Origin of the sequence: Pseudomonas sp. FGI182, from assembly GCF_000511325.1 — a bacterium.
GTDB classification, from domain to species: domain Bacteria; phylum Pseudomonadota; class Gammaproteobacteria; order Pseudomonadales; family Pseudomonadaceae; genus Aquipseudomonas; species Aquipseudomonas putida_Z.
Window position 1 is genome coordinate 3,156,362 of sequence record NZ_CP007012.1, and the last position, 23,760, is coordinate 3,180,121.

At 65.7% G+C, this 23,760-nt stretch carries 16 protein-coding genes; 8 read left to right on the top strand and 8 right to left on the bottom strand.

Going from position 1 to position 23,760, the window contains the following annotated elements:
• Positions 1–77 precede the first annotated feature (77 nt).
• Complete coding sequence (locus C163_RS13930) at positions 78–509, bottom strand: PACE efflux transporter (RefSeq protein WP_025339342.1); 432 nt, start codon at positions 507–509, stop codon at positions 78–80.
• Positions 510–702: 193 nt separating this feature from the next.
• Between C163_RS13930 and nrfB the strand changes: the two genes are divergently transcribed.
• From nrfB to C163_RS13950, 4 genes are all read left to right on the top strand, one after another.
• Positions 703–2,877 (top strand): cyclic di-3',5'-guanylate-activated glycosyltransferase NrfB, encoded by a 2,175-nt coding sequence (gene nrfB / locus C163_RS13935; RefSeq protein WP_025339343.1) that lies wholly within the window; start codon positions 703–705, stop codon positions 2,875–2,877.
• Positions 2,874–5,879 carry a phage receptor gene (locus C163_RS13940; RefSeq protein WP_025339344.1) on the top strand — a complete coding sequence of 1,002 codons (3,006 nt, stop codon included), beginning with the start codon at positions 2,874–2,876 and terminating at the stop codon, positions 5,877–5,879. The genes nrfB and C163_RS13940 overlap by 4 nt, the downstream gene beginning before the upstream one ends.
• On the top strand, positions 5,879–6,718 hold the full coding sequence (locus C163_RS13945; protein ID WP_025339345.1) for a DUF4434 family protein: 840 nt from the start codon (positions 5,879–5,881) through the stop codon (positions 6,716–6,718). Before C163_RS13940 ends, C163_RS13945 begins: the two co-directional genes overlap by 1 nt.
• A 125-nt stretch (positions 6,719–6,843) precedes the next feature.
• Positions 6,844–7,935, top strand: coding sequence for a diguanylate cyclase (locus C163_RS13950; RefSeq protein WP_025339346.1), 1,092 nt, complete (start codon positions 6,844–6,846; stop codon positions 7,933–7,935).
• 116 nt (positions 7,936–8,051) lie between these two features.
• On the opposite strand, the gene C163_RS13955 is transcribed toward C163_RS13950, so the two are convergent.
• Entirely contained in the window at positions 8,052–9,350 is a 1,299-nt protein-coding gene (locus tag C163_RS13955; protein ID WP_013972839.1) for an ATP-binding protein, read from the bottom strand.
• Between the two features lie 6 nt (positions 9,351–9,356).
• Positions 9,357–10,058 (bottom strand): response regulator transcription factor, encoded by a 702-nt coding sequence (locus C163_RS13960; RefSeq protein WP_003259958.1) that lies wholly within the window; start codon positions 10,056–10,058, stop codon positions 9,357–9,359.
• Positions 10,059–10,330: 272 nt separating this feature from the next.
• Between C163_RS13960 and C163_RS13965 the strand changes: the two genes are divergently transcribed.
• The 3 genes from C163_RS13965 (at position 10,331) to mobA (ending at position 15,283) form a co-directional block, all read left to right on the top strand.
• The gene (locus C163_RS13965) at positions 10,331–11,506 is read left to right on the top strand and encodes an efflux RND transporter periplasmic adaptor subunit (RefSeq protein ID WP_025339347.1); all 1,176 of its coding nucleotides are present in this window, start codon (positions 10,331–10,333) and stop codon (positions 11,504–11,506) included.
• An 11-nt stretch (positions 11,507–11,517) separates the two neighbouring features.
• Positions 11,518–14,646: an efflux RND transporter permease subunit gene (locus C163_RS13970; RefSeq protein ID WP_025339348.1), complete on the top strand. Its 3,129-nt coding sequence runs from the start codon at positions 11,518–11,520 to the stop codon at positions 14,644–14,646.
• A gap of 61 nt (positions 14,647–14,707) precedes the next feature.
• On the top strand, positions 14,708–15,283 hold the full coding sequence (gene mobA, locus C163_RS13975) for a molybdenum cofactor guanylyltransferase MobA (protein WP_025339349.1): 576 nt from the start codon (positions 14,708–14,710) through the stop codon (positions 15,281–15,283).
• 129 nt (positions 15,284–15,412) lie between these two features.
• Here mobA and C163_RS13980 read toward each other — a convergent pair whose 3' ends face one another.
• From C163_RS13980 to peaA, 5 genes are all read right to left on the bottom strand, one after another.
• Entirely contained in the window at positions 15,413–17,086 is a 1,674-nt protein-coding gene (locus C163_RS13980; RefSeq protein ID WP_025339350.1) for a fatty acid CoA ligase family protein, read from the bottom strand.
• Positions 17,087–17,224: 138 nt separating this feature from the next.
• On the bottom strand, positions 17,225–18,346 hold the full coding sequence (peaD, locus tag C163_RS13985) for a quinohemoprotein amine dehydrogenase subunit beta (RefSeq protein WP_025339351.1): 1,122 nt from the start codon (positions 18,344–18,346) through the stop codon (positions 17,225–17,227).
• 32 nt (positions 18,347–18,378) lie between these two features.
• The gene (qhpC, locus tag C163_RS13990; protein ID WP_004375838.1) at positions 18,379–18,702 is read right to left on the bottom strand and encodes a quinohemoprotein amine dehydrogenase subunit gamma; all 324 of its coding nucleotides are present in this window, start codon (positions 18,700–18,702) and stop codon (positions 18,379–18,381) included.
• 1 nt (position 18,703) lies between these two features.
• Positions 18,704–20,134: a quinohemoprotein amine dehydrogenase maturation protein gene (gene peaB / locus C163_RS13995; RefSeq protein ID WP_025339352.1), complete on the bottom strand. Its 1,431-nt coding sequence runs from the start codon at positions 20,132–20,134 to the stop codon at positions 18,704–18,706.
• 49 nt (positions 20,135–20,183) lie between these two features.
• Positions 20,184–21,749 carry a quinohemoprotein amine dehydrogenase subunit alpha gene (gene peaA / locus C163_RS14000; protein ID WP_025339353.1) on the bottom strand — a complete coding sequence of 522 codons (1,566 nt, stop codon included), beginning with the start codon at positions 21,747–21,749 and terminating at the stop codon, positions 20,184–20,186.
• Positions 21,750–22,241: 492 nt separating this feature from the next.
• Between peaA and C163_RS14005 the strand changes: the two genes are divergently transcribed.
• Complete coding sequence (locus tag C163_RS14005; RefSeq protein WP_025339354.1) at positions 22,242–23,735, top strand: aldehyde dehydrogenase; 1,494 nt, start codon at positions 22,242–22,244, stop codon at positions 23,733–23,735.
• Positions 23,736–23,760 lie beyond the last annotated feature (25 nt).

Here is a 23,760-nt window from a genome sequence, read left to right on the forward strand (position 1 = left end):
TGGCGGTAATAATAATGGCGTTGACGTGCTGGAAAGTTTTCATGGGGTAGGAACTTAGCCGGTAGCGCAGCACAAAGTCAACACTTGGCCTGCTGCGCCGAAAGCGGCACATCGAATACCTTGTCGAAGCCCCACTGGAAGACGAACGCGTAAGCGAAGAAGAACACGAACAACGCCAGGTTGGTCAGCAACGCCGCCCACAGGCTGACATCCAGCCAGTACGCCACCAGCGGCAGCAGGATCAGCACCAGCCCGCCCTCGAAGCCCAGCGCATGCAGCAGGCGCCGCAGGAAAGTGCGCTCACGCCGGTGCTGGCGCGCTTCCCAGCGTTCGAACACCCAGTTGTAGGCCATGTTCCAGCTCATCGCGATGCCCGACATCAGCACCGACAGCACGGTCGACTGCGCCATGCCGGCACCGAACGCCAGCTCCAGCGCGGGCGCCACGCAAGCGACGGCGATGGCTTCGTAAAGAATGGCCTGGACGATCTTGCGTGCCTTGCCTTGCATGTTCAGCTCCCTGGGCAAACGACCTGTAAAACTACAAGAAGTGGCCCACAAGAAAAAGCCTGAAATTTGGACAACCCCGCGTTCGGCTGCTTGTATCTATCCAGTACAAACGGCGACAAGTCGTACAACTTCGTCCAGGGAATCGAACGAGGATATAGACGATGGCCCACCCCTTCCTGCCGGTGACCGGCACATGAGCCTGGCATTCATCGATTTTCTCACCTATGTGCTGTTCGGCCTGAAGATACTCGCGATCGTCCTGGCCACGCTGATGTTCCTGCTGGGCCTCGATGACCTGTTCATCGACCTTTGCTACTGGGGCCGCAAGCTGATCCGGCGGTTTCGCATCTACGACAAGTACGAAAAAGCCGACGAAAAACGCCTGTTCGAGGTACCAGAAAAGCCCCTGGCCATCATGGTCCCGGCCTGGAACGAAGTGGGCGTGGTCGGTGAGATGGCGCGCCTGGCAGCCTCGACCATCGACTACGAGAACTACCAGATCTTCGTCGGCACCTACCCCAACGACCCGCAAACCCAGGCCGACGTCGACGCGGTGTGCCTGCACTACCCCAACGTGCACAAGGTGGTCTGCGCTCGCCCCGGCCCCACCAGCAAGGCCGACTGCCTGAACAACATCATCGACGCGCTGCTGCGCTTCCAGCAGGACGCCGGCATCCAGTTCGCCGGCTTCATCCTGCACGACGCCGAAGACGTGATCTCGCCCATGGAGCTGCGCCTGTTCAACTACCTGCTGCCGAACAAGGACATGATCCAGATCCCGGTGTACCCCTACGCACCGGAATGGAAAGGCTTCACCGCCGGCCACTATGTCGACGAGTTCGCCGAAAACCACGGCAAGGATGTGATCGTGCGCGAGGCCCTGACCGGCCAGGTGCCCAGCGCCGGGGTCGGCACCTGCTTCAGCCGCCGCGCCATCAGTGCGCTGCTCGAGGACGGCGACGGCATCGCCTTCGACGTACAGAGCCTCACCGAAGACTACGACATCGGCTTCCGCCTGAAGCAGAAGGGCATGAAGTGCATTTTCGCCCGCTACTCCATCACCGACCCGGCGCTGACCCTGAAGCAGGAATGGCGCCCGGGCATGAGCCGCGAATTCTCCCAGGTGATCTGCGTGCGCGAGCACTTCCCGCGCGACTGGCAGCATGCCATCCGGCAGAAGTCGCGGTGGATCGTCGGCATCGTGTTCCAGGGCACCAGCAACCTCGGCTGGAGCCGCAAGGGCGCGCTCAACTACTTCCTCTGGCGTGACCGCCGCGGCTTGTTCGCCTACCTGCTGAGTTTCCTGGTCAACCTGTTGCTGCTGGTGTTGCTGGCCATGTGGCTGGTCACGGTGATTGCGCCGGAGTCGTGGCGCTTCATGTCGATCCTCAGCGACAGCTGGCTGCTGACCACCTTGCTGTGGCTGAACGGGCTGATGCTGTTCAACCGCCTGTTCCAGCGCGCCTGGTTCGTCACCCGCTTCTACGGCATCGGCGAAGGGCTGCTGTCGGCACCGCGGATGATGTGGAGCAACTTCGTCAACTTTTTCGCCAACCTGCGCGCCCTGCGCCAGGTGATGGAAATGGGTGACTCGCGGCGCGTGGCCTGGGACAAGACCACTCACGAATTCCCCGCCATCGCCGCCCCCGCCCGCACGCCGCTGGGCCAACGCCTGGTGGCCAAGGGCCTGATCAGCGACGAACAGCTGCAACAGGCGATCACCAGCCCGGTACGCCGGCGCCTGGGCCGCGAGCTGCTGCTGCGCGGCTGGCTGAACAGCGAACAGCTGGTCGCCACCCTGGCCGAGCAGATGGACCTGCCCTGGGCGCCGCTGAACCCGTTCAAGCTCGACCCGCAGCTGATCGCCAAACTGCCGCGCAAGCTGGCGACGCACTATGGCGTGCTGCCGGTGGCCGAAGACGGCGACACGCTGGTGCTGGCCAGCGAAAGCCCGGTCAGCCAGGTATCGCTGGGGGTAATCAGTCGCCACCTGAAGCGCCCGGTCAGCGCCCGCCTGGCGCCCCAGGGCCGGGTGACCCTGGGCCTGCGCTACCACTACCCAAGCCCCTGGCAGAAGCCGGAAACCCGCGACATGCTGGCCATCCTCGAGCGCCACCAGGACGACGAAGTGCTGCTGGAACAGGTCAGCCACCACCAGGTGATGCTCGGCGCCCTGCTGCAGGTGCGCGGCATGGTCCCGGTCACTTTGTTCAACCAGGCGCTGATCGACTTCGACCCGGAACACCAGAGCCTCGGCGAGCACCTGATTGCCCGTGGCATCATCACCGAGCAGGTGCTGCAGCAGGCCCTGATCGAACAGGCCAGCGAACAGCAGGCCGCCTTTGACCTGACCCGGGAGGTGGCATGAAGCCGCGCTTTTCCCTCACCTTCACTGGTTTGTTGCTGTGCTCCGCCGCCCTGCCCTGCGCTGCTTCGGCGCCGATGACCGACTTTCAGCGGTTTACCAGCTACCCGTTCATGGAGCGCAGCTACCGCGAAGCGAAGAAGGACAACTGGCCCGAGGTCGAACGCCTGACCCGCCACGTGCTGGGCCGGGTGCCGAACAACGACGAAGCCCGCGCGCTGCTGGTGGAGGCCTTGGCTCACCAGCGCCGCTACAAGGAGGCCGAAGCCCTCGCCGAACAGTTGGGCGACAGCCCTGAGTACGCCAACGCCCTGCTTGAACTGCGCCTGACCTGGATCGAACAAGACCCGCCGCCGGCCAGCCAGGTGGAACAATGGCTGGCCAGCAGCGACGGTGCTCAACGGGTGCGCCTGTGGCAGGCCTATAGCCTGAGCCTGGCCAAATTTGGTGGTGCCGCCAAGGCGCTGGACTGGCTCAACCATCTGCCGCCTCAGGGGGACGGCCAAGTGCTGCGCCTGGCCCGGGCCAACTTCGCCGAGCAACTGCGCAACTGGAAGGAAACCATCGAACAGCTGCAGCCGCTGGCCGACCAAGGCCAGTTGCCTGCGCAAGACTGGCAGCGCCTGGCCAATGCCTATATCCAGCAGGTGGATGAAAAAGGGCTGAACGCCCTGCTGCCCAGCGCCCCTTCCCCCGCAGCAGCCAACCAGGCCCGCCTGGCCATGGCCAACCGCGCCATCGCCGTCGGCCAGAACCAGCAGGCCCAGCATTGGCTGCAGGCACTGCCCGCCGCGCAGCTGAACCAGCCCGAGCAGCGCCAGCAACTGTGGGAGCTGGCCCGCGAAGGCGATGACGCGCCGCTGGTACAGCGCCTGAGCAACGAACTGCAACGCCCCTGCCTGGAAACCGTCGACTGGCTGTCGCGCCGCGACCCGGAGCTGGCGCGCGAGCAGTTCAAGGGCTGCACCGCCAGCACCGACCCCAGGGCCTACGCCGTGCTCAAGCAACGCCTGTACGGCGACCCGCCCCAGCCCCCGCAACCACGCACCGCCGCCGAATGGGAGCAACGCTATCGGCAGAGCGGCGATATGGCCGCACTGGAGCAAGCCACCTTCCTGCTGATGCAACAGGGCCATGGCGAACACGCCCGGCAACTGCTGGAGCAGGCCTACGACCGCCACCAGGGCCGCCTTGCACCCTCGCTGCTGCAGCGCCTGGGCAACCTGTATGCGCGCAACGACGGGCCGCTGGACAGCCGCCGCATGCTCGGCCTGATCCCTCGGGTCGACGCCAGTACCCGGGCCCAGCTGCTCGGCCGCCTGGCCGAGGCTGGCCAGTGCGATGCCGTGCGCCAGGCCGTACCGGCCACCCCGAGCGAGCCCGGCCAGTACCGCGCCCTGGGCCGCTGCGCCATGCCCGACCAGCCCGGCGAAGCGGTTGTCTACTACCAGGCCGCCGAGCGCCTGGGCGACAGCGGGAGCCGCTTGCCCCTGGCCTATGCCCTGGAAGCCGCTGGCGACTCCGAAGCGGCCCTGCCCATCTGGCGCACCCAGCCGGACAGCGCCTGGACCGACAACGCCCGCCTCACCGCCGCCCGTGGCGCGCTGAACGCCGGCGACGCACAAGCGGCCCGGCGCTATTGGGACGCCGCCGCGCACGATAGCGCCGACGACTGGGCCCTGGGTGCCGCCATCGCCCAGCGCCAAGGCGATTACCAGGCCGCGCTGGGCTTCCAGCGCCAGGCCCTGGCACACAACCCGCGGGCCGACCACTACTACGCTGCCTCCAGCACCGCGCAACTGGCTGGCGACAGTGCCCAGAGCAGCGCCTGGCTGGCCGAAGCCGTGCGCCTGGCCCCCGACCAGCCACGCTACCGCGCCGACTACGGCATGCGCCTGGCCAGCTCGACGGACAAGGCCCAGCGCCGCCAGTCGATCCCCTACCTGGAGCGCGCCACCCACGACTTCCCCGAGGACTACCGCCTTGGCGAGACGCTGGCCTTGCGCTACGACGAAGCCGAAGACAGCGCTTCGGCGCGCCGCGAACTGCGCCGCATCCTCGATGTGGAGCAGGACCTGGTCGACGGCGACGACGAATACGGCAGCCTGGAAGCCCGCAAGTACCGCCAGCGCCGCGCCCACGAAAGCCTGTCGCGGCGCGACACCATCACCCTGGCCAGCACCTGGTCGCCGGCCGGCACCTCGACCAACGACAAGTTCCTCGACAATGGCCAGCGCAGCGGCGCTTCGCGCCGCGCGCAATCGCAGAACGTGCAACTGGCCATGTGGGACCACGCCCTGGGCGAAGAGCCCAGCCGCAACGGCAGCACTCTGTCGTTGTATGGCCGCGTGCTGTTCGGTGGGCAAAGCCGCACCGACTACGCGCAAAGCATGGGCACCGGTGTCGGCCTGCGCTACAAGCCATTCGGCCAGGCCAACCTCAACCTGTATGCCGAGCTGTACCACCAGCGTCAGATCGACGAAGAGCACTACCGCGGGCTGAGCCTGGGCCAATTGCTGAGCCCGGCCAAGGTCGGCGGCAACTGGGGCGACCTGCGCCACCACGCCGAATCGAGCAACGACCTGCTGTTGCGTGCCACCGCCTCGTTCCTCGACCAGGGCGACTGGCGCAACGACTGGCGGGTCGATGAAGACGACTGGAACGAGCGCTTCCTCTACCTCGACGCCGCCTGGTGGACCCGTGCCGGCGACCACGCCTGGCTGTCGCGCTACCAGCAGGGCCACGCCTGGAAGCTGCCGGGCAGCTCGCCGCAAACCATCATGCCCTATGGCTTTGTCGAGTTTTCCAGCCAGGACCCGAGCAACGACTGGCGCCAGGACGCCCGGGCCGGGGTTGGTGTGCGCTGGCAGTGGTGGTTCGATGACGACCGCTACAACGCCTACCGCGGTTCGCTGAAAGTGCGTGCCGAATACCAGCAATCGCTGGGCGGCAATCTATACGAGCGCGCCAACGGCGTGCTGGTCGGTGCGGAGATGACCTTCTGATGCGTACGTTCCTGGCCCTCTGCCTGCTTGCCCTGTGCCTGCCAGCCAGCGCCGACCAGCGCCTGTTCTACCAACCCCTCAACCGCGACGCCAATGTCACCCCCGCCCAGTGGCAGCAACTGTGGCACGCCACCGTGGCCCAGGGCGGCAAGACCCTGATCGTGCAGTGGAGCGCCTATGGCGACAGCGATTTCGGCGGTGCCCAAGGCTGGCTGGCCGACAGCCTGCGCAGCGCGCGTGCCCAGGGCCTGCAACTGGTGCTGGGGCTGTACATGGACCCGGCCTATTACCAGCGCATCGACGAACTGGACGGTGAAGGCCTGAACAGTTACTGGAAAGCGCAGCTGGGGCGCTCGCTCAGCCAGTACCAGCGGCTGCGCCAGGCGTGGCAGTTGCCGGTGGACGGCTGGTACCTGCCCATGGAGCTGGACGACCATCATTTTCGCGAGGCCGAGCGCCGGGATGCCCTGCACACCCAATTGCAGGCTTTCAACCGGCAGTTGGACAAGCCTTTGCATATCAGCGCTTTCAGCGCCGGCAAACTCTCACCGCGGGTCAATGCCGCATGGCTGGATCAACTGGCCGGGTTGGGCTTGACTGTGTGGTGGCAGGATGGCGCCGGGACCGGGCGCTTGCCCGCGTTGGTGCGCCAGGGCTACGAGCAGGCCTTGCCATGCCGGGTGGGCGTGGTGCGCGAGGCGTTCCGCCAGGTGAGCGCGCCAGGCCAGGCGTTTCGGGCTGAGCCTGCCCAGCCGAAGCTGACCGGCGGGTGCCATGCCGAGGCGGTGTTCGACCTGCGTTACCGGCCATGGGCCCGGGGTGTTCTGCCCACCAATTGAGTCTCCAGGCCTGGCCCTTTCGCAGCACAAGGCTGCTCCTACAGGAGAAATGCGTCACCTGTAGGAGCAGCCTTGTGCTGCGAAAGGGCCAGGCCTGGTAAAGCAGTACTCTCAGGAGCCCAGCGATGTTCAAGACCATCGAAGCCCACGTTCGCAAACAGGTCGCCCCCGCCGCCCTGCGCGCCGAATTCCGCCAGCACGAGTTCGAGGCCATGCGCCCATTCTGCCTGTTGGTATTCTGCGTCAGCATCCTGATCTGGCTGGTCTTCGACCTGATCGTCAGCTTCCTCGGCGGCCAGGGTTTCACCTGGCTGTCCTATCTGTTCATCACCCTGCTCGGCGCCCTCACCGTGGTGCTGCGGTTCACCCGTCGCAGCCATCATTTCGATGTGCTCAACCTGCTGTTCATCGCCTCCATCACCCTGGGCATGCGCCTGGTGATCGAAGGCATCCCGGTGGCCCTGCGCCCGGTGTGGCTGGTGCTCGGGGTCTCCACCGTGCTGTATGCCGTGTCGGTGCTACCGGTGCGGCGCTGGTCGTTCTTCTGCGCCATGGCCATCACCTGGGTGGTGCTCAACCCGTTCTACCACACCCGTATCGGGCCGGACGAACTCGAAGGCGCCATGCTGATCAGCTACGCGGTGTTCCTCAGCGGCCTGGTCATCTACAGCTACCTGCAGATGCGCAAGGCCAAGCTGCACAACTTCTACCTGTCCAAGGTGCTGCTGGACCAGGCCTATGTTGATGCCCTGACCGAAATCCCCAACCGCCGTTCGTTCATGGCCCAGGCCGACCGCCAGCTGCGCCTGGCCACGGCCGAGCAGTACCTGGCGATGATCGACATCGACAACTTCAAACGGGTGAATGACCGTTTCGGCCATGACGTGGGCGATGAAGTGCTCAAGCGCGTGGCCCTGCATATCAAGGCGAGCATGGCCGGTTACGAGTTTGCCCGACTGGGCGGCGAGGAATTCGCGATCTTTTTCCAAGGGCTGGACCAGCAAGGCGCCGAGCAACGGGTGGCGGCGCTGTGCCAACGGGTGCGCGAAGACGTTGGCGAGCACCCGGTGACTGTCAGCATCGGCCTGGCCCGGGTGGACCAGGGCGATAGCCTGACCACGGCGCTGGTGCGCGCCGACCAGGCGCTTTACGAGGCCAAGCACAGTGGCAAGGACCGGTTTGTGCTGTGGTCTGCCCGGCTGGCAGAAAGTGATTAGCAGGCCCGGCCTCTTCGCGGGCTCGCCCGCTCCCACAGGGACCGCACCGGCTTCGAACCCTGTGAATGCCCTGTGGGAGCGGGCAAGCCCGCGAAAGGGCCGGTACAGGCAACCCATCACCCGGCAGGCAAGCGAATTCGGAACTGCGCGCCACCCAGCGCCGACTGCGCCACGGTCAAGGTGCCACCTTGCCCCTCGATCGCCCGCCGGCTGATCGCCAAGCCCAGGCCAAACCCGCCGGTATTGCGGTCACGGCTACGGTCCAGGCGGTAGAACGGCTGGAAAATCCGCTCGCGCTCCTCCACCGGAATACCAATCCCGTCATCCTCCACCGTCACCAGGCAGGCGCCATCGTCTTCCAGGCGCAAGCGCAGCAACAGGCTTTCGTCGCAGTAACGCATGGCATTGCGCACCAGGTTCTGCACCGCCCGTGCCGTCAGCCGTGGGTCCAGCACAAAACGCGGCAGATCCCCCTCGGCCCGCACCTCCCACTGGATACCCCGGCCATCCAGCTCCTCGGCAAAGCCGCCGAGCACGCTGTCGACCAGCTCCAGCAACGACACCTCGACCCGCTCGCGGGCCTGGTCGGCGTTGTACAGCCGGCTGTAGGACAACAGCTCCAGCACCAGCTCATCCAGCTCACGCACATGCCCCACCAGCTCCAGCAGGCGCTTGCGGCTGGCCGGCGGCACTTCGTCGAACAGCAGCACCAAGCCGAAATCCAGCCGGGTCAGCGGTGTGCGCAACTCGTGCGACACCGCATTGAGCAGCTCGCGCTGCTGGTTCACGTGGCGCTCCAGGTCACTGGCCATGGTGTCGAACACCCCGGCCAGCTCACCGATGTTGGAGTGCGGCGAGATGTGCGTACGCTCGGCCATCTGCCCCTGGCCCAGGCGCCGGGCGGTTTCCTTGAGGCGCTCCAGGTCGCGCCAGTGCGGCCATACCCACAGCAGCAGGCAACCGAGCATGGCCGCACCGATCAGTACGGTCACGCCCCACGACAGCACGTTGATATCCAGCGGGTCTGGCGGTGAGTGCAGGCGCACCAGCCATTCCTTGTCCAGCGGCGCCAGCACCGTCTCGTAGTAGCCCCATTCGGCGATGCGCACGGCGTACAGGCCGTGCTCCAGGCGCGCCTGCTCGTCCTCGCTCAGGTCAGCCTGGTCCATGCGCAGCAGCTGCAGTTCCAACGGCGCGAAATCACTGGCCAGCTCTTGCTCCACCGCCGGCCACTGCTCACGCGGGGCCTGGCGGAACTGGCGTACGATCAGCGACTGCACGCCCTTGGCCTGGTCCAGGTTGTAGGCCATGAAGCGGTCCTGGAACAGGCCGACGATGGTGTCGGGGATGAACAACAGTGCACCGGCATAGGCAACGATGATCACCAGGTACAGCCGCACCAGAATCTTCAGCATGGGCGGTCAGCACTCCCACTCGACACGGCTGAACAGGTAGCCCTTGCCCCACACGGTCTTGATCTTGCGCGCTTCGCCGGCGTTATCGTCGAACTTGCGCCGCAGCTTGGAGATGGCCACGTCCACCGAGCGGTCGGTGCCGTTGAATTCGATACCCCGCAGTTGCTGCAGGATGCGGTCGCGGTTCAGCACTTCGCCGGCATTGCGCGCCAGTACCACCAGCAGGTTGTACTCGCCGCTGGACAGCTCCACCTCTTCGCCGCGCCAGCTCACGGTGCGCTCGGCCAGGTCGATGCGCAGGCCACCGATCAGGATCAGGTCGTTGTCCAGGCGCGGCTCGTTGACGCTGCTGCGGCGCAGCAGGGTGCGCACGCGGGCCAGCAGCACACGCGGCTCGCAGGGTTTGGTCACGTAGTCGTCGGCGCCCATTTCCAGGCCCAGGACCTGGTCGTGGCTGTCGTCGCGGGCGGTCAGCATCAGGATCGGCAGGCCCTGCGACTCCTGGCGCAGCAGGCGGCACAGCTGCAGGCCATCGATGCCCGGCAGCATCAGGTCGAGGATGACCAGGTCGGGCTTTTGCCGGCGGTACTCGTCCAGCACATGATCGCCACGGGCGATCACCTGGACATGGAAGTCGTTGCGTTGCAGGTAGCTGGCGATCAGCTCGGACAGGGCGCTGTCGTCTTCGACCAGGAAAATATTCGGCATAGGTGCTTGTAAGTCTGGGTTGTGGTAGGCCTTGCCGGCCTCTTCGCGGGTAAACCCGCTCCCACAGGGACTGCACAGGTTCCAGATGCTGTGCGGTCCCTGTGGGAGCGGGTTTACCCGCGAAGAGGCCGGTACAGGTACACGCAGAATATAGAACCCTACAGGTCGGCAGGATTGTTCTTCACACTTTTTCACACTCGTCCTACAGGTATTAACAGCCACCCAAGGAACGCCTGCCGTAGCATACCGGCGGTCATCATCGGAAGATCCGTATGTCTACTACCCTCCCCCCACGCTTGCGCCCGTTGGCGCTTCTGGCGTTCCTGAGCCTGTCCCTGGCCGGCTGCGACGACAGCGCCGAACAGGAAGAACAGGCCCCCACCCCGCAAGTGCGGGTGGAAACCCTGCAACTGCAGCCACTGGCCATCAGCAGTGAGCTCAGCGGCCGTATCCTCGCACCGCGCACCGCAGAAGTGCGTGCGCGCGTGGCGGGCGTGGTGCTCAAGCGGGTGTACCGCGAAGGCAGCGACGTCAAGCAGGGCGATGTGCTGTTCCTGATCGACCCGGCACCGTTCAAGGCCGACCACGACAGCGCCCGCGCCACCCTGGCCAAGGCCGAGGCCACCCTGTACCAGGCACGCCTGCAGGAGCAGCGCTACCGCGAGCTGGTCGACGACAAGGCCGTCAGCCGCCAGGAATACGACAACGCCAAGGCCAGCTACCTGCAGGCCGATGCCGCAGTGGCCGAGGCCAGGGCCGCCCTGGAGCGCGCCCGCCTCAACCTCGGCTACGCCACCGTGACCGCGCCGATTTCCGGCCGTATCGGCCGCGCCCAGGTCACCGAAGGTGCGCTGGTCGGGCAGAACGAGACCACGCCACTGGCGACCATCCAGCAGCTGGACCCGATCCACGCCGATGTCACCCAGTCGACCCGCGAGCTCAACGCCCTGCGCCGCGCCCTGCGTGCCGGCGAGCTGCAGCAGGTCGGTGACGGCCAGGCCCGGGCCACGCTGATCCAGGACGATGGCAGCACCTACCCGCTGCCGGGCAAACTGCTGTTCTCCGACATCAGCGTCGACCCCAGCACCAACCAGATCACCCTGCGCAGCGAGTTCCCCAACCCGGACCTCGACCTGCTGCCCGGCAGCTACGTGCGCGTGCGCCTGGAGCAGGCCGTGCAGCCCAAGGGCCTGAGCGTGCCGCAGCGCGCCATCCTGCGTGACAGCGCTGGCGTGCCCAAGGTGCTGGTGGTCGACCCGCAGGCCCGGGTCAGCGACCGCCAGGTGGTACTGGGCAGCGCCCAGGGCGACCGCTGGATCGTCAACGAAGGCCTGGCCCCCGGCGAGCGGGTGGTGGTCGAGGGCCTGCAACACGTCAAGGCCGGTGACCAGGTGCAGGTCGACAACGCATCAGGGGCATCGCCCATCGCACAGCACACTGGCCAGTGAGGGCCTGATTCATGCCGCAATTCTTCATCGACCGCCCGGTATTCGCCTGGGTGGTCGCCCTGTTCATCCTGCTGGCCGGTGCCCTGGCCATCCCGCAGCTGCCGGTGGCCCAGTACCCCAACGTGGCCCCGCCGCAGGTGGAAATCTACGCCGTGTACCCGGGCGCCTCGGCGGCGACCATGGACGAGAGCGTGGTCAGCCTGATCGAGCAGGAGCTCAACGGTGCCGACAACCTGCTGTACTTCGAGTCGCAGAGCAGCCTGGGCAGCGCCACCATCACCGCCACCTTCGCCCCGGGCACCAACCCGGACCTGGCCCAAGTCGACGTGCAGAACCGCCTGAAGGTGGTCGAGTCGCGCCTGCCGCGCCCGGTGACCCAGCAAGGCCTGCAGGTGGAAAAGGTCTCCACCGGCTTCCTGCTGCTGGCCACCCTCACCTCCGAAGACGGCAAGCTCGACGAAACCGCCCTGTCGGATATCCTTGCGCGTAACGTGATGGACGAGATCCGTCGCCTCAAGGGCGTCGGCAAGGCCCAGCTGTATGGTTCGGAACGTGCCATGCGCATCTGGATCGACCCGCGCAAGCTGATCGGCTTCAACCTCACGCCCAACGACGTGGCCGAGGCCATCGCCGCGCAGAACGCCCAGGTGGCCCCCGGCAGCATTGGTGACCTGCCCACCCGTGGCACCCAGGAAATCACCGCCAACGTGGTGGTCAAGGGCCAGCTGAGCACCCCGGAGGAGTTCGCCGGGATTGTCCTGCGTGCCAACCCGGACGGTTCCACGGTGACCATCGGCGATGTCGCCCGGGTCGAGATCGGTGCCCAGGAATACCAGTACGGCACGCGCCTGAACGGCAAGCCGGCCACCGCCTTCAGCGTGCAGCTGTCGCCGGGCGCCAACGCCATGGAAACCGCCACCCTGGTGCGGGCGAAGATGCAGGACCTGGCGCGCTACTTCCCCGAAGGCGTCAAGTACGACATCCCCTACGACACCTCGCCATTCGTCAAGGTGTCGATCGAGCAGGTCATCAACACCCTGTTCGAGGCCATGCTGCTGGTGTTCGCGGTGATGTTCCTGTTCCTGCAGAACCTGCGCTACACCCTGATCCCGACCCTGGTGGTGCCGGTGGCCTTGATGGGCACCTTCGCCGTAATGCTGGCCATGGGCTTCTCGGTCAACGTGCTGACCCTGTTCGGCATGGTGCTGGCCATCGGCATCCTGGTCGACGATGCCATCGTGGTGGTGGAAAACGTCGAGCGGATCATGGCCGAGGAAGGCCTGCCGCCCAAGGAAGCTACGCGCAAGGCCATGGGCCAGATCAGCGGCGCGATCGTCGGCATTACCCTGGTGCTGGTGGCAGTGTTCCTGCCCATGGCCTTCATGCAAGGTTCGGTGGGGGTGATCTACCAGCAGTTCTCGCTGTCGATGGCAGTGTCGATCCTGTTCTCGGCGTTCCTGGCCCTCAGCCTGACCCCGGCGCTGTGTGCCACCCTGCTCAAGCCGGTGGCCAAGGGCGAGCACCACGAACGCAAGGGCTTCTTCGGCTGGTTCAACCGCCGCTTCGAGGGCATGAGCAACGGCTACCAGCGCTGGGTGATGCAGGCGCTCAAGCGCAGCGGCCGCTACCTGCTGGTATACGCGCTGCTGCTGGCGGTGCTGGGTTATGGCTTCAGCCAGCTGCCCACGGCATTCCTGCCCACCGAAGATCAGGGCTACACCATCACCGATATCCAGCTGCCGCCTGGCGCCAGCCGCATGCGCACCGAACAGGTGGCGGCACAGATCGAGGCGCACAACGCCGAAGAGCCCGGCGTGGGTAACACCACCTTGATCCTGGGTTTCAGCTTCTCGGGCAGCGGGCAGAACGCGGCACTGGCCTTTACCACGCTCAAGGACTGGTCCGAACGCGGCGCCGACGACAGCGCCCAGTCGATTGCCGACCGCGCGACCATGGCCTTCACCCAGCTCAAGGACGCCGTGGCCTACGCCGTGCTGCCGCCGCCGATCGACGGCCTTGGCGAGTCGACCGGCTTCGAGTTCCGCCTGCAGGACCGCGGCGGCATGGGCCACGCCGAGCTGATGGCCGCCCGCGACGAGCTGCTGGCCAATGCCGGCAAGAGCAAGGTGCTGACCAACGTGCGCGAAGCCTCGCTGGCGGAAAGCCCGCAGGTTCAACTGGAAATCGACCGCCGCCAGGCCAACGCCCTGGGCGTATCGTTTGCCGATATCGGCTCGGTGCTGGATGTGGCCGTGGGTTCCAGCTACGTCAACGACTTCCCCAACCAGGGGCGCATGCAGCGGGTGGTGGTGCAGGCCGAAGGCGACCAGCGCAGCCAGGTCGAAGACCTGCTGAAGATCCACGTGCGCAACGACAGCGGCAAGATGGTGCCACTGGGCGCCTTCGTCCAGGCCAGGTGGGTCAGCGGCCCGGTGCAGCTGACCCGCTACAACGGCTACCCGGCGGTGTCGATTTCCGGCGAACCGGCGGCCGGCTACAGTTCGGGCGAAGCCATGGCCGAGATCGAGCGCCTGGTGGCCCAGCTGCCGGCCGGTGCCGGCCTGGAATGGACTGGCCTGTCGCTGCAGGAGCGGCTGTCCGGCAGCCAGGCACCGATGCTGATGGCGCTGTCGTTGCTGGTGGTGTTCCTGTGCCTGGCAGCGCTGTACGAAAGCTGGTCGATCCCCACCGCAGTACTGCTGGTAGTACCGCTGGGCGTGCTCGGTGCGGTGCTGGCGGTGACCCTGCGTGGCATGCCCAACGACGTGTTCTTCAAGGTCGGCCTGATCACCCTGATCGGCCTGTCGGCGAAGAACGCCATCCTGATCATCGAGTTCGCCAAGAGCCTGGTCGACCAGGGCGTCGATGCCGCCGACGCCGCCGTGCAGGCCGCGCGCCTGCGCCTGCGGCCGATCGTGATGACCTCGCTGGCGTTCATCCTCGGCGTGGTGCCACTGGCCATCGCCAGCGGCGCCAGTTCGGCCAGCCAGCAGGCGATCGGCACCGGGGTGATCGGCGGCATGCTCAGCGCCACCCTGGCAGTGGTGTTCGTGCCGGTGTTCTTCGTGGTGGTGATGCGCCTTGCCGGGCGACGCCAGGCGGGTAATGCCGACACGCGGACCGTGACCAGCGAAAGCTGACTGGACAAGCCCCGCGTGAAATGGGAGGGTTCCCGGCATTGACTGCCCGGAACCCTTTTTCATGCCTGATGCCCTGCCCCCCTGCTCCATCCTCATTCTCGCCGGTGGCCGCGGCCAGCGCATGGGCGGCCGCGACAAGGGCCTGGTCGACTGGCAGGGCGAACCGCTGGTGGCGCATGTGCAGCGCGTGGTACGGCCGCTCAGCGATGACCTGGTGATTTCCTGCAACCGTAACCAGCAGGCCTACCGGGCGTATGCCGACCAGTTGGTGGGCGATGCCGAGGCGGACTACCCCGGGCCGTTGGCGGGGGTGATTGCCGGGCTCAAGGTGGCGCGGCATGAATGGGTGGTGCTGCTGGCCTGTGATGCACCGCTGGTTGACCGGGGGTTGATCGAGGATCTGCTCAGGCTGGCGGTGACCAGTGACAGTGCGGCCATGGTGCGCCAGGGTGGGTACTGGCAGCCGATGTTCAGCGTGCTGCCACGCCGGGTGTTGCCGGTGCTGGAGCAGGCCTGGGCGGCGGGCGAGCGGAGTTTGCAGAAGGCCCTGCTGCGTGAAGCGGTGCAGGGGCTGGAATGTACCGACGACGATCGCAGGTTGAGCAACTTCAACAGCCCGGAGTTGTTGCAGGGTTGAGATCATCTGCTGCCTGTGCCGGCCTCTTCGCGGGCATGCCCGCTCCCACAGGTACATCACAGGTCTGACGGGCACTGAATTTCCTGTGGGAGCGGGCGTGCCCGCGAAGAGGTCGGCACAGGCAACACATCACCCGGCAGACAATTCCTCGACACTGATCTCGCGCATGCGGAACTTCTGCACCTTGCCAGTCACCGTCATCGGGAACTCATCGACAAAGCGGAAGTACCGGGGCACCTTGAAGTGCGCAATCCGCGCCTTCGCCCACTCGCGCAGTTCCTCCTCGCTGGCCGTATGCCCCGGGTGCAGCCGCACCCAGGCCACGATCTCTTCGCCGTACTTGCTGCACGGCACGCCAATCACCTGCACATCGGCCACCGCCGGGTGGGTGAAGAAGAACTCTTCCAGCTCACGCGGGTAGATGTTCTCGCCGCCGCGAATGATCATGTCCTTGCTGCGCCCGACAATACGCACATAGCCCTGCTCGTCCATCACCGCCAGGTCGCCGGTGTGCATCCAGCCTTCTTCATCGATGCTTTCGGCCGTGGCCTTGGGGTTGTTCCAGTAGCCCAGCATCACGCTGTAACCCCGCGTGCACAGCTCGCCGATCTCGCCACGCGGCACGGTGTTGCCGTCGGCATCGATCACCTTGTTCTCCAGCCGCGGTTGGGTACGCCCGACGCTGGTCACGCGGCGCTCCAGGTCGTCGCTGGCGCCGGTCTGCAGCGACACCGGGCTGGTCTCGGTCATGCCGTAGGCAATCTGCACCTCAGCCATGTGCATCTCGCCGATGACCCGGCGCATCACTTCGATCGGGCAGGTGGCACCGGCCATGATCCCGGTGCGCAGGCTCGACAGGTCGAACTCGCCACGCTGCGGGTGGTCCAGCTCGGCGATGAACATGGTCGGCACGCCATACAACGCAGTGGCCCTTTCTTCCGCCACCGCACGCAGGGTGGCCAGCGGGTCGAAGGCATCGTTGGGGTAGATCAGGGTGCTGCCGTGGGTCATGCAGCCGAGGTTGGCCATGACCATGCCGAAGCAGTGGTACAGCGGCACCGGCACCACCAGCCGGTCATGCTCGGTCAGGCCCAGGCTTTCACCGACCATGTAGCCGTTGTTGAGGATGTTGCTGTGGCTGAGGGTGGCGCCTTTCGGGAAACCGGTAGTGCCCGAGGTGTACTGGATATTGATCGGGTCGTCGCAGCGCAGTTGTGCCTGGCGCTCGGCCAGGGCTTCGCGGCTGACGGCTTCGGCACGCGCCTGCAACTCATGCCAGGCGAGGAAGCCCGGCGGTGGCGCGGCGGCCAGGCTGACCACGCCGCGCAGCTCGGGGAAGCGCTCGCAGATCAGGGCGCCCGGCTGGCCGGTGGCCAGGCCCGGGACCAGGCCCAGCAGCATGGCGTGGTAATCGGAGGTCTTGAACGCGTCGGCGCAGATTACCCAGCGGCAGCCGGACTGGCCGAGGGCGTAGTCCAGTTCGCTGGAGCGGTAGGCCGGGTTGATGTTGACCAGGATCGCGCCGACCTTGGCGCTGGCGAACTGGGTGATGCACCACTCTGCGCAGTTGGGGGCCCAGATGCCAAGGCGGTCACCGGGCTGCACGCCCAGCGCCATCAGCGCGCGGGCGTGCTGGTCGACGGCTTCGGCTAGCTGCCGCCAGGTGTAGCGCAGGGCCTGGTGGCGGACTACCAGGGCTTCGCGGTCGGGGAAACGGGCGACGGTGGTGTCGAGGGCGTCGCCGATGCACTGGGTAAGCAGGGGTTTGTCCGGGTTGCCCTGGGAGTAGCTTGGCTGAGGCATGGGCGGTCTCTTGTTGTTTTTGTATTGTCTGTACCGGCCTCTTCGCGGGCTCGCCCGCTCCCACAGGTACCACACAGGTTTTCAGGCCTGTGCAGCCCCTGTGGGAGCGGGCAAGCCCGCGAAGAAGCCAACACCGGTTTAACGGATGAACACCTGCGGCGTGGTGGTGGACATGTCCCCACCCGGCAACTTGATGTTCTTCACCTTCTCCAGCGTATCCGGGTTGAACACCGCCAGGTCGTTGAAGGTGCCGCCCAGGTACAATTTGTCGCCCTTCTTGTCGAAGGTCACGCAGTAGTAAGTGTGGTCCAGATTCGCCGCCTTGATCAGCTTGCGCTGCTTGAGGTCATACCTGGCCAGGCGGTTGAGCACGCCGTAGATCTGGTTCGGATCTTTCGGCGAACGCAGCCCGGTGAAGTACAGCTCGGTCAGGTCGGCGAATTCCTGGGTGTGGGTCTTGCCGGTCTTCAGGTCGACGCTCAGGTAGCCATACAGCAGCTCGGCGGTGGCCGGGTCCTGCTTGTCATCCTTGAACCTGGCAATGGTGTACAGCATCGAGAACTCGTGGCGCGGGCTCTGGTGCGGCCAGAAATACAGCACGTCCGGGGCGCTGTAGCCTTTGCGGCTCCAGTTGCGCAGCGGCAAGGCCACCGTGTACTTGCCGGTCTTCACGTCCATCTTGTAGATGTCCGGCCCAGCGACGTACAGGCTGCCATCGTCCGCGGCACGCATCAGGTACACCTGGCGCGGCATCGGGAAGGTGCGCACCGGCTTGGCCTCCAGGCCATCGGCGGTGCTGAACACTTCCAGCCGCGGTGGCTTGACCACGTAGTGGTCGTTCAGCCGTTGGGTCGGGTTGACCGTGGCGTACACTTCCTTGCCATCCGGGCTGATGGCGAACGAGTACATCGACCGCCCCACCTCACCCGGCACACTGGACAGGTTGGCGTGGAAGGTATTCTTGCAGGTGTCCAGGTCGATGCCGTAGATGTCGCCGTAGTGGTTGTTGAGCACGTAGGCGGTGCGGTTGTCCGGCGCCATCATCGCGGTGCCGGGGCCGAACTTGTCGGGCATGACGCAGCTCTTGTACACCGTGTCACTGGCCACATCGACCACGTGCAGGTTGTTCGGGTAGTTGGTCACGATCATGTATTCGTGGCCAGCCTTCAGCGCCGGCCCGGTGTCGGCGGCCTGAACCAGCCCGGCACAGGCCGTGGCGGCGATGGTGAGCGCGAGTGACGCGCAGCGTCCAGCTTTCATGCGGTTTCCCCTTGTCATTCTTGTTGGGCCGGTCACTTGTCTTTCGGGAACACGGTGCCGAGGTTGCGCCAGTCTTCGGCTGAGTTGCTCGCCTGGGCGTTCCAGTCCTGGTAGGTGCTCATCATGTCCGGCACCTGGGCCGGCCACCAGCAAGGGTCGGAGCAGCCATACAGGTCGGCCTCCATCGGCTGGCACAGCGAGCTCACGCCACCAAAGGCGTCCACTTCCCAGCCCGGGTCGGTGGTGGCGGTGCAGCCAGCCACCGCGCTCATCGCCATGACTTCTTCGACGCGGTCTTCGGCGGCGGCCTGCTCGAGGATGCGCGCCTTGTTGTTCAGGGGCTTCAAGTGCTTCATGTCAGTGCGCCTTCCGCGGGGTGATGTAGCGATCGATGAAGGCCGGGTTGGCGGCCATGATGCGGCTGTAGACTTCAATGCCGAAGTCGACCCAGTCGCGCATCAGTTCGCAATAGTGGTAGGTCGGGTGCTGCGGGTCGCCGTAGCGGGCATAGCTTTCGTGGTAGCAGCCGCCGGAGCACAGGTTGCGGATGCGGCAGCTGTCGCAGCCGGTGTTGCTGCGGTCCAGGCGCTGCGACAGGAAGTCGTTGAGCTGTGCCTGCTTCACGCCCTGGTGCACATTGCCGAAGGTCGGCAGGCTGGAGCCGGTGAAGCGGTGGCACAGGTTCAGCTCGCCCTCGTGATCCACGGCCAGCATCTTCAGCCCGGCGCCGCACGGCAGGGCCTTCTTGTGGCCTTCGTGGATGTCGGTGATCAGCTGGTGCAGGTTGGAGAAGCCGATGTTGCGGTGCTCCAGCGCTGCTTCCAGGTAGCGCCGGCCCAGCGCCTTCATGTTGGCGAACACCTGCACCAGCTCTTCGCCGGTGAGGTTGAAGTTGGCCATGTCACCGGAGGTGACCGGGGCAAAGCCGACTTCGGCGAAACCCAGTTCGTTGAACAGGTGGTTCCAGATGGTCTCGACGTCGGTGATGCCACGGGTCAGCGTGACCCGCGCACCTACCGGGCGGCTGTGGTAGCGCGACAGCAGCATGTCGACCTTGCGCCGCACAACGTCATAGGTGCCCTGCCCGCCCACGGTGATGCGGTTGCGGTCGTGCACGGTCTTGGGGCCGTCGATGCTGATCGACAGGCCGAAGCGGTGGGCGTTTAGCCAGTCGATGATCTCTTCGGTGAGCAGCGTGGCATTGGTGGTCATGATGAACTCCACCTGCTTGCCCGCCTCGGCGAAGCGCCGCTCGCAGTAGGCAACCATGTGCTCGATCAGCGGCCGGTTGGACAGCGGCTCGCCACCGAAGAACACCACGCTGTAGCGCTCCTCGTCGGGCGACTCCTTGAGCAGCATCTCCACCGAGGCTTCAGCGGTGGCGGTGCTCATCTTCTTGCCCGCGGACGGCTTGTCCAGGTCCTCCTTGTAGCAGTAGGTGCAGCTGAGGTTGCAACCGGTGTTGACGTTGAGCACCACGGTGTTCAGCGCAGTGCGCTCGACCTGCTTGAGGGCGATTTCCGGGGTCAGCGGCGAGCCGTCGCTGACCAGTTCCAGCGCGATCAGTTCACGCAGGGTGTCCTGGATATCGTCGCCGGCAAACTGCTGGCCAAGGCGCTGCATCAGCTCCTCGGCCGAGCAGCCTTGCTGGCGCAGGGTGTCGATGATGCCGCCGGTCACCGCGTCGGCGGTGAACAGCGAACTGCTGGGGATATGGAACAGCATGCGGTCGGCATCGACCTGCACTTCATGCAGGTTGCGTTCGACCAGGTTCAGTAGTGCGCCCATGGCGACCTCCCGATAATCAATTCGTTGGAAAACCGTAAGCCCCCTGCCGTTACGGCAGCGGCGGGTTGTTCCAGCGCTGAACGGTGACGATCATGTGCCCTTCGCCCGTCTGGCCACCGTCGGCCAGGGTAGCGATGACCTTCAGGTTGCCGGCGTTGTTGGTCATCATCTTGCGCTCCGGGTTGGGGCCAGCGCCGCCTGGCACGAACACGCCATCGGCCTGCATCTTCCCGGCGAACCTGACGTCCTCGTCCTCGACCGCACGCTCGTTGAACGGCTCGACCTTCCAGCTGGCCGGCAGGTAGCCGATGCGCAGCGGCTGGCCATTGGCGTCCTTGCCCCAGGCTTCGGCCTCGAAACGGCCCTGTACCTTGGGCACCGAGGCGCCGTTTTCGCCGATTCGGGCGATGGAGAATGCCGGCACCACCTTCACTTCCTCGACCTTGTCGTAAACCGCCAGGTTGACGCCCTTGAGCGCACCTATGGCGACTTCGCGCTGACCAGGCTTGGCATCGGCCGCAGCGCGGGCCTTCACCCGTAGCAGGGTCGGGGTCTGCTCCAGCACTTCGGTCACTTCCACACCAGCGCCCAGGTCCGGTTTGCCGGCCAGGCCGCTGCCGACCAGGGTGATTTCGCTTTCGCCACCAACCTTGATGAATGCCGGCTGTACCGCCAGCAGGCGCGCCTTGCCCTCCTTCACGGCAGTGAAGTCCAGGCCACGCTCATCGTGCTCGGCCTCGAACATGCGGCCCTTCATTTCGCCATCCAGCGCGGCGAACACCTGGCGCAGATTGGCGTCGCCGACCTTGACGTTGCCACGCCATTCATAACCGTTGTAGAGGATCGCCGAGCCGCTGCCATTGAACGGTGTACCGTCGGCATAAGCGCCCTTGACTTCGACCTTGAAGGTGTCGCCCTGGTCAGGCGTGACACTCATCACCCCGCGCACATCGCCCTTGGCCAGCATGTGGCCGCTGAATGCCCACTGGCCCGGCAGCGCATCGGCCTTGGGCCTGGCCTTCTGCCATTCAGCCCACGCCGCGCTTTCCAGCGGGTAGCGCTTGGCCAGGTCAGGGACCACTTGCTGCAAGGCGATCGGCAGCCAGTCGCGGTCACGCGCCTGGGCCTGGTATTCGAGGGCGGGCCACTGGCCGAGATGGAAGTTGACCAGGTGCTCCCACTCCTTGGCCGGGCGCCGCTGCAAGGCGACACGGGCACCGGAGTGGCAACGGCCACAGGTTTCGCTGAGCTGGGTGTCGAACTGCTCGACGGTATTCAGCCGGCGCTCCATGGCATAACGCACGCCATCGGTTTCGCTGGGCGCCAGGCCCTGCTTGTCGGCCAGGTACTTGACCAGGGTGCGGCGGTCGTCGTCGCTGATCTGCAGGCCGTGCATCACCTGCATGCGGGCGATGCTCATCAGCCAGCCTTCCGGTGTCTTGCGCTGGTGGCTGATACGGCTGTAGGTGTCGTTGCCTTCGGGGATATGGCACCCCATGCACTTGTTCTGCAACAGGCTCGGGCCCTGCTCGGCCGCCATGGCCTGGGTGCTCAGCAGCGCGGCGGCGACCAGCGCCAGTTTGCCCGCATGCCGCCGGAGTCGAGTCGTCTTCAAGGTCAGACCTCCACGGTTGTTGTTCTTATCGTTTTCGCACGCTTTGGTACAACAGGTGTGCATGTGACGGTTGTGATACAGGAACTGTGCCAGGTGATGTAAAAGTGTTTTAAATCAAGCCATTGAGGTCAATTACCGGATAATGGCAATGCAAGGACAGCTTCTTTGAGCGTCCCATTCCGCGACTGAGTGTTTCACCTTGAGACACTGGGCCTGCTGCGCAGGCCTTTCGCGACACAAGGCCGCTCCTACAAGGGATCGCGTACGGCCTGTAGGAGCGGCCTTGTGTCGCGAAAGGGCCGCACAGCGGCCCCCGCTTTTACTGTTTCACCACCGTCTCACACCGTCTCAATGTGCAACAGCGCAACTCTGCAATCCCAACCTTGCACCAGGACAAAACCCAACCCGCTCAAGGGTTTGCAGCCATCTACCGACCTTGGCACGCCCATTGCGCCTATGCCTGTCACATCCAATGACAAGAGGCACCGTCCCATGCTTTCCGAACTGCCCATCCTGCCCGCCACCCGCGCCTTTCTCGAACGCAAGCTGAAGATGCGCATCGGCGCCGACTGGCAGGACGCCGCCAGCGGTCGCACCCTGTCGTTCCGCAACCCGGCCACTGGCGAGGTACTGGGTGAAGTGCCCGCCGCCGAGGCCGAAGATGTCGACCGCGCCGTGCGCGCCGCGCGCCAGGCCTTCGATGATTCGCCGTGGAGCCGCCTGCGCCCACGCGAACGGCAGAACCTGCTGTGGCGCCTGGCCGACCTGATGGAGCGCGACGCCCGCCAGCTGGCCGAACTGGAATGCCTGAATAACGGCAAGAGCGCCGCCGTTGCCCAGGTGATGGACGTGCAACTGGCCATCGACTTCCTGCGCTACATGGCCGGCTGGGCCACCAAGATCGAGGGTAGCACCGTCGAAGCCTCGATGCCGTTGATGCCCAACGACCAGTTCCATGGTTTCGTGCGGCGCGAGGCAGTGGGCGTGGTCGGCGCCATCGTCGCCTGGAACTTCCCGCTGCTGCTGGCCTGCTGGAAGCTCGGCCCGGCCCTGGCTACCGGTTGCACCGTAGTGCTCAAGCCCGCCGACGAAACACCGCTGAGCGTGCTCAAGCTGGCTGAGCTGGTGGACGAAGCCGGCTACCCGGCAGGCGTGTTCAACGTGGTCACCGGCACCGGCCTGAACGCTGGCGCCGCACTCAGCCGCCACCCCGGCGTGGACAAGCTGACCTTCACCGGCTCCACCGAGGTCGGCAAGCTGATCGGCAAGGCGGCCATGGACAACATGACCCGCGTCACCCTGGAACTCGGCGGCAAGTCGCCGACCATCGTCATGCCCGACGCCAACCTGCAGGAAGCCGCCGCCGGCGCGGCCACGGCGATCTTCTTCAACCAGGGCCAGGTGTGCTGTGCCGGGTCCCGCCTGTACGTGCACCGCAAGCACTTCGACAACGTGGTGGCCGACATCGCCGGCATCGCCAACGGCATGAAGCTGGGCAGCGGCCTGGACCCGGCAGTGCAGATGGGCCCGCTGATTTCGGCCAAGCAGCAGGACCGCGTCACCGGCTACATCGAGCTTGGCCGCGAGCTGGGCGCGACCATCGCCTGCGGTGGCGAAGGCTTCGGGCCGGGCTACTTCGTCAAGCCGACGGTGATCGTAGATGTCGACCAGCGCCACCGCCTGGTGCAGGAAGAGATCTTCGGCCCGGTGCTGGTGGCGATGCCGTTCGATGACATCAACGAAGTGATCGGCATGGCCAACGACAACCCCTATGGCCTGGGTGCGAGCATCTGGTCCAACGACCTGGCCGCCGTGCACCGGATGATCCCACGCATCAAGTCGGGGTCGGTGTGGGTCAACTGCCACAGCGCCCTCGACCCTGCCTTGCCCTTTGGCGGCTACAAGATGTCCGGCGTCGGCCGTGAAATGGGGGCGGCTGCCATCGAGCACTACACCGAGCTGAAATCGGTGTTGATCAAGCTCTGATCATTTTCCTGTACCGGCCTTTTCG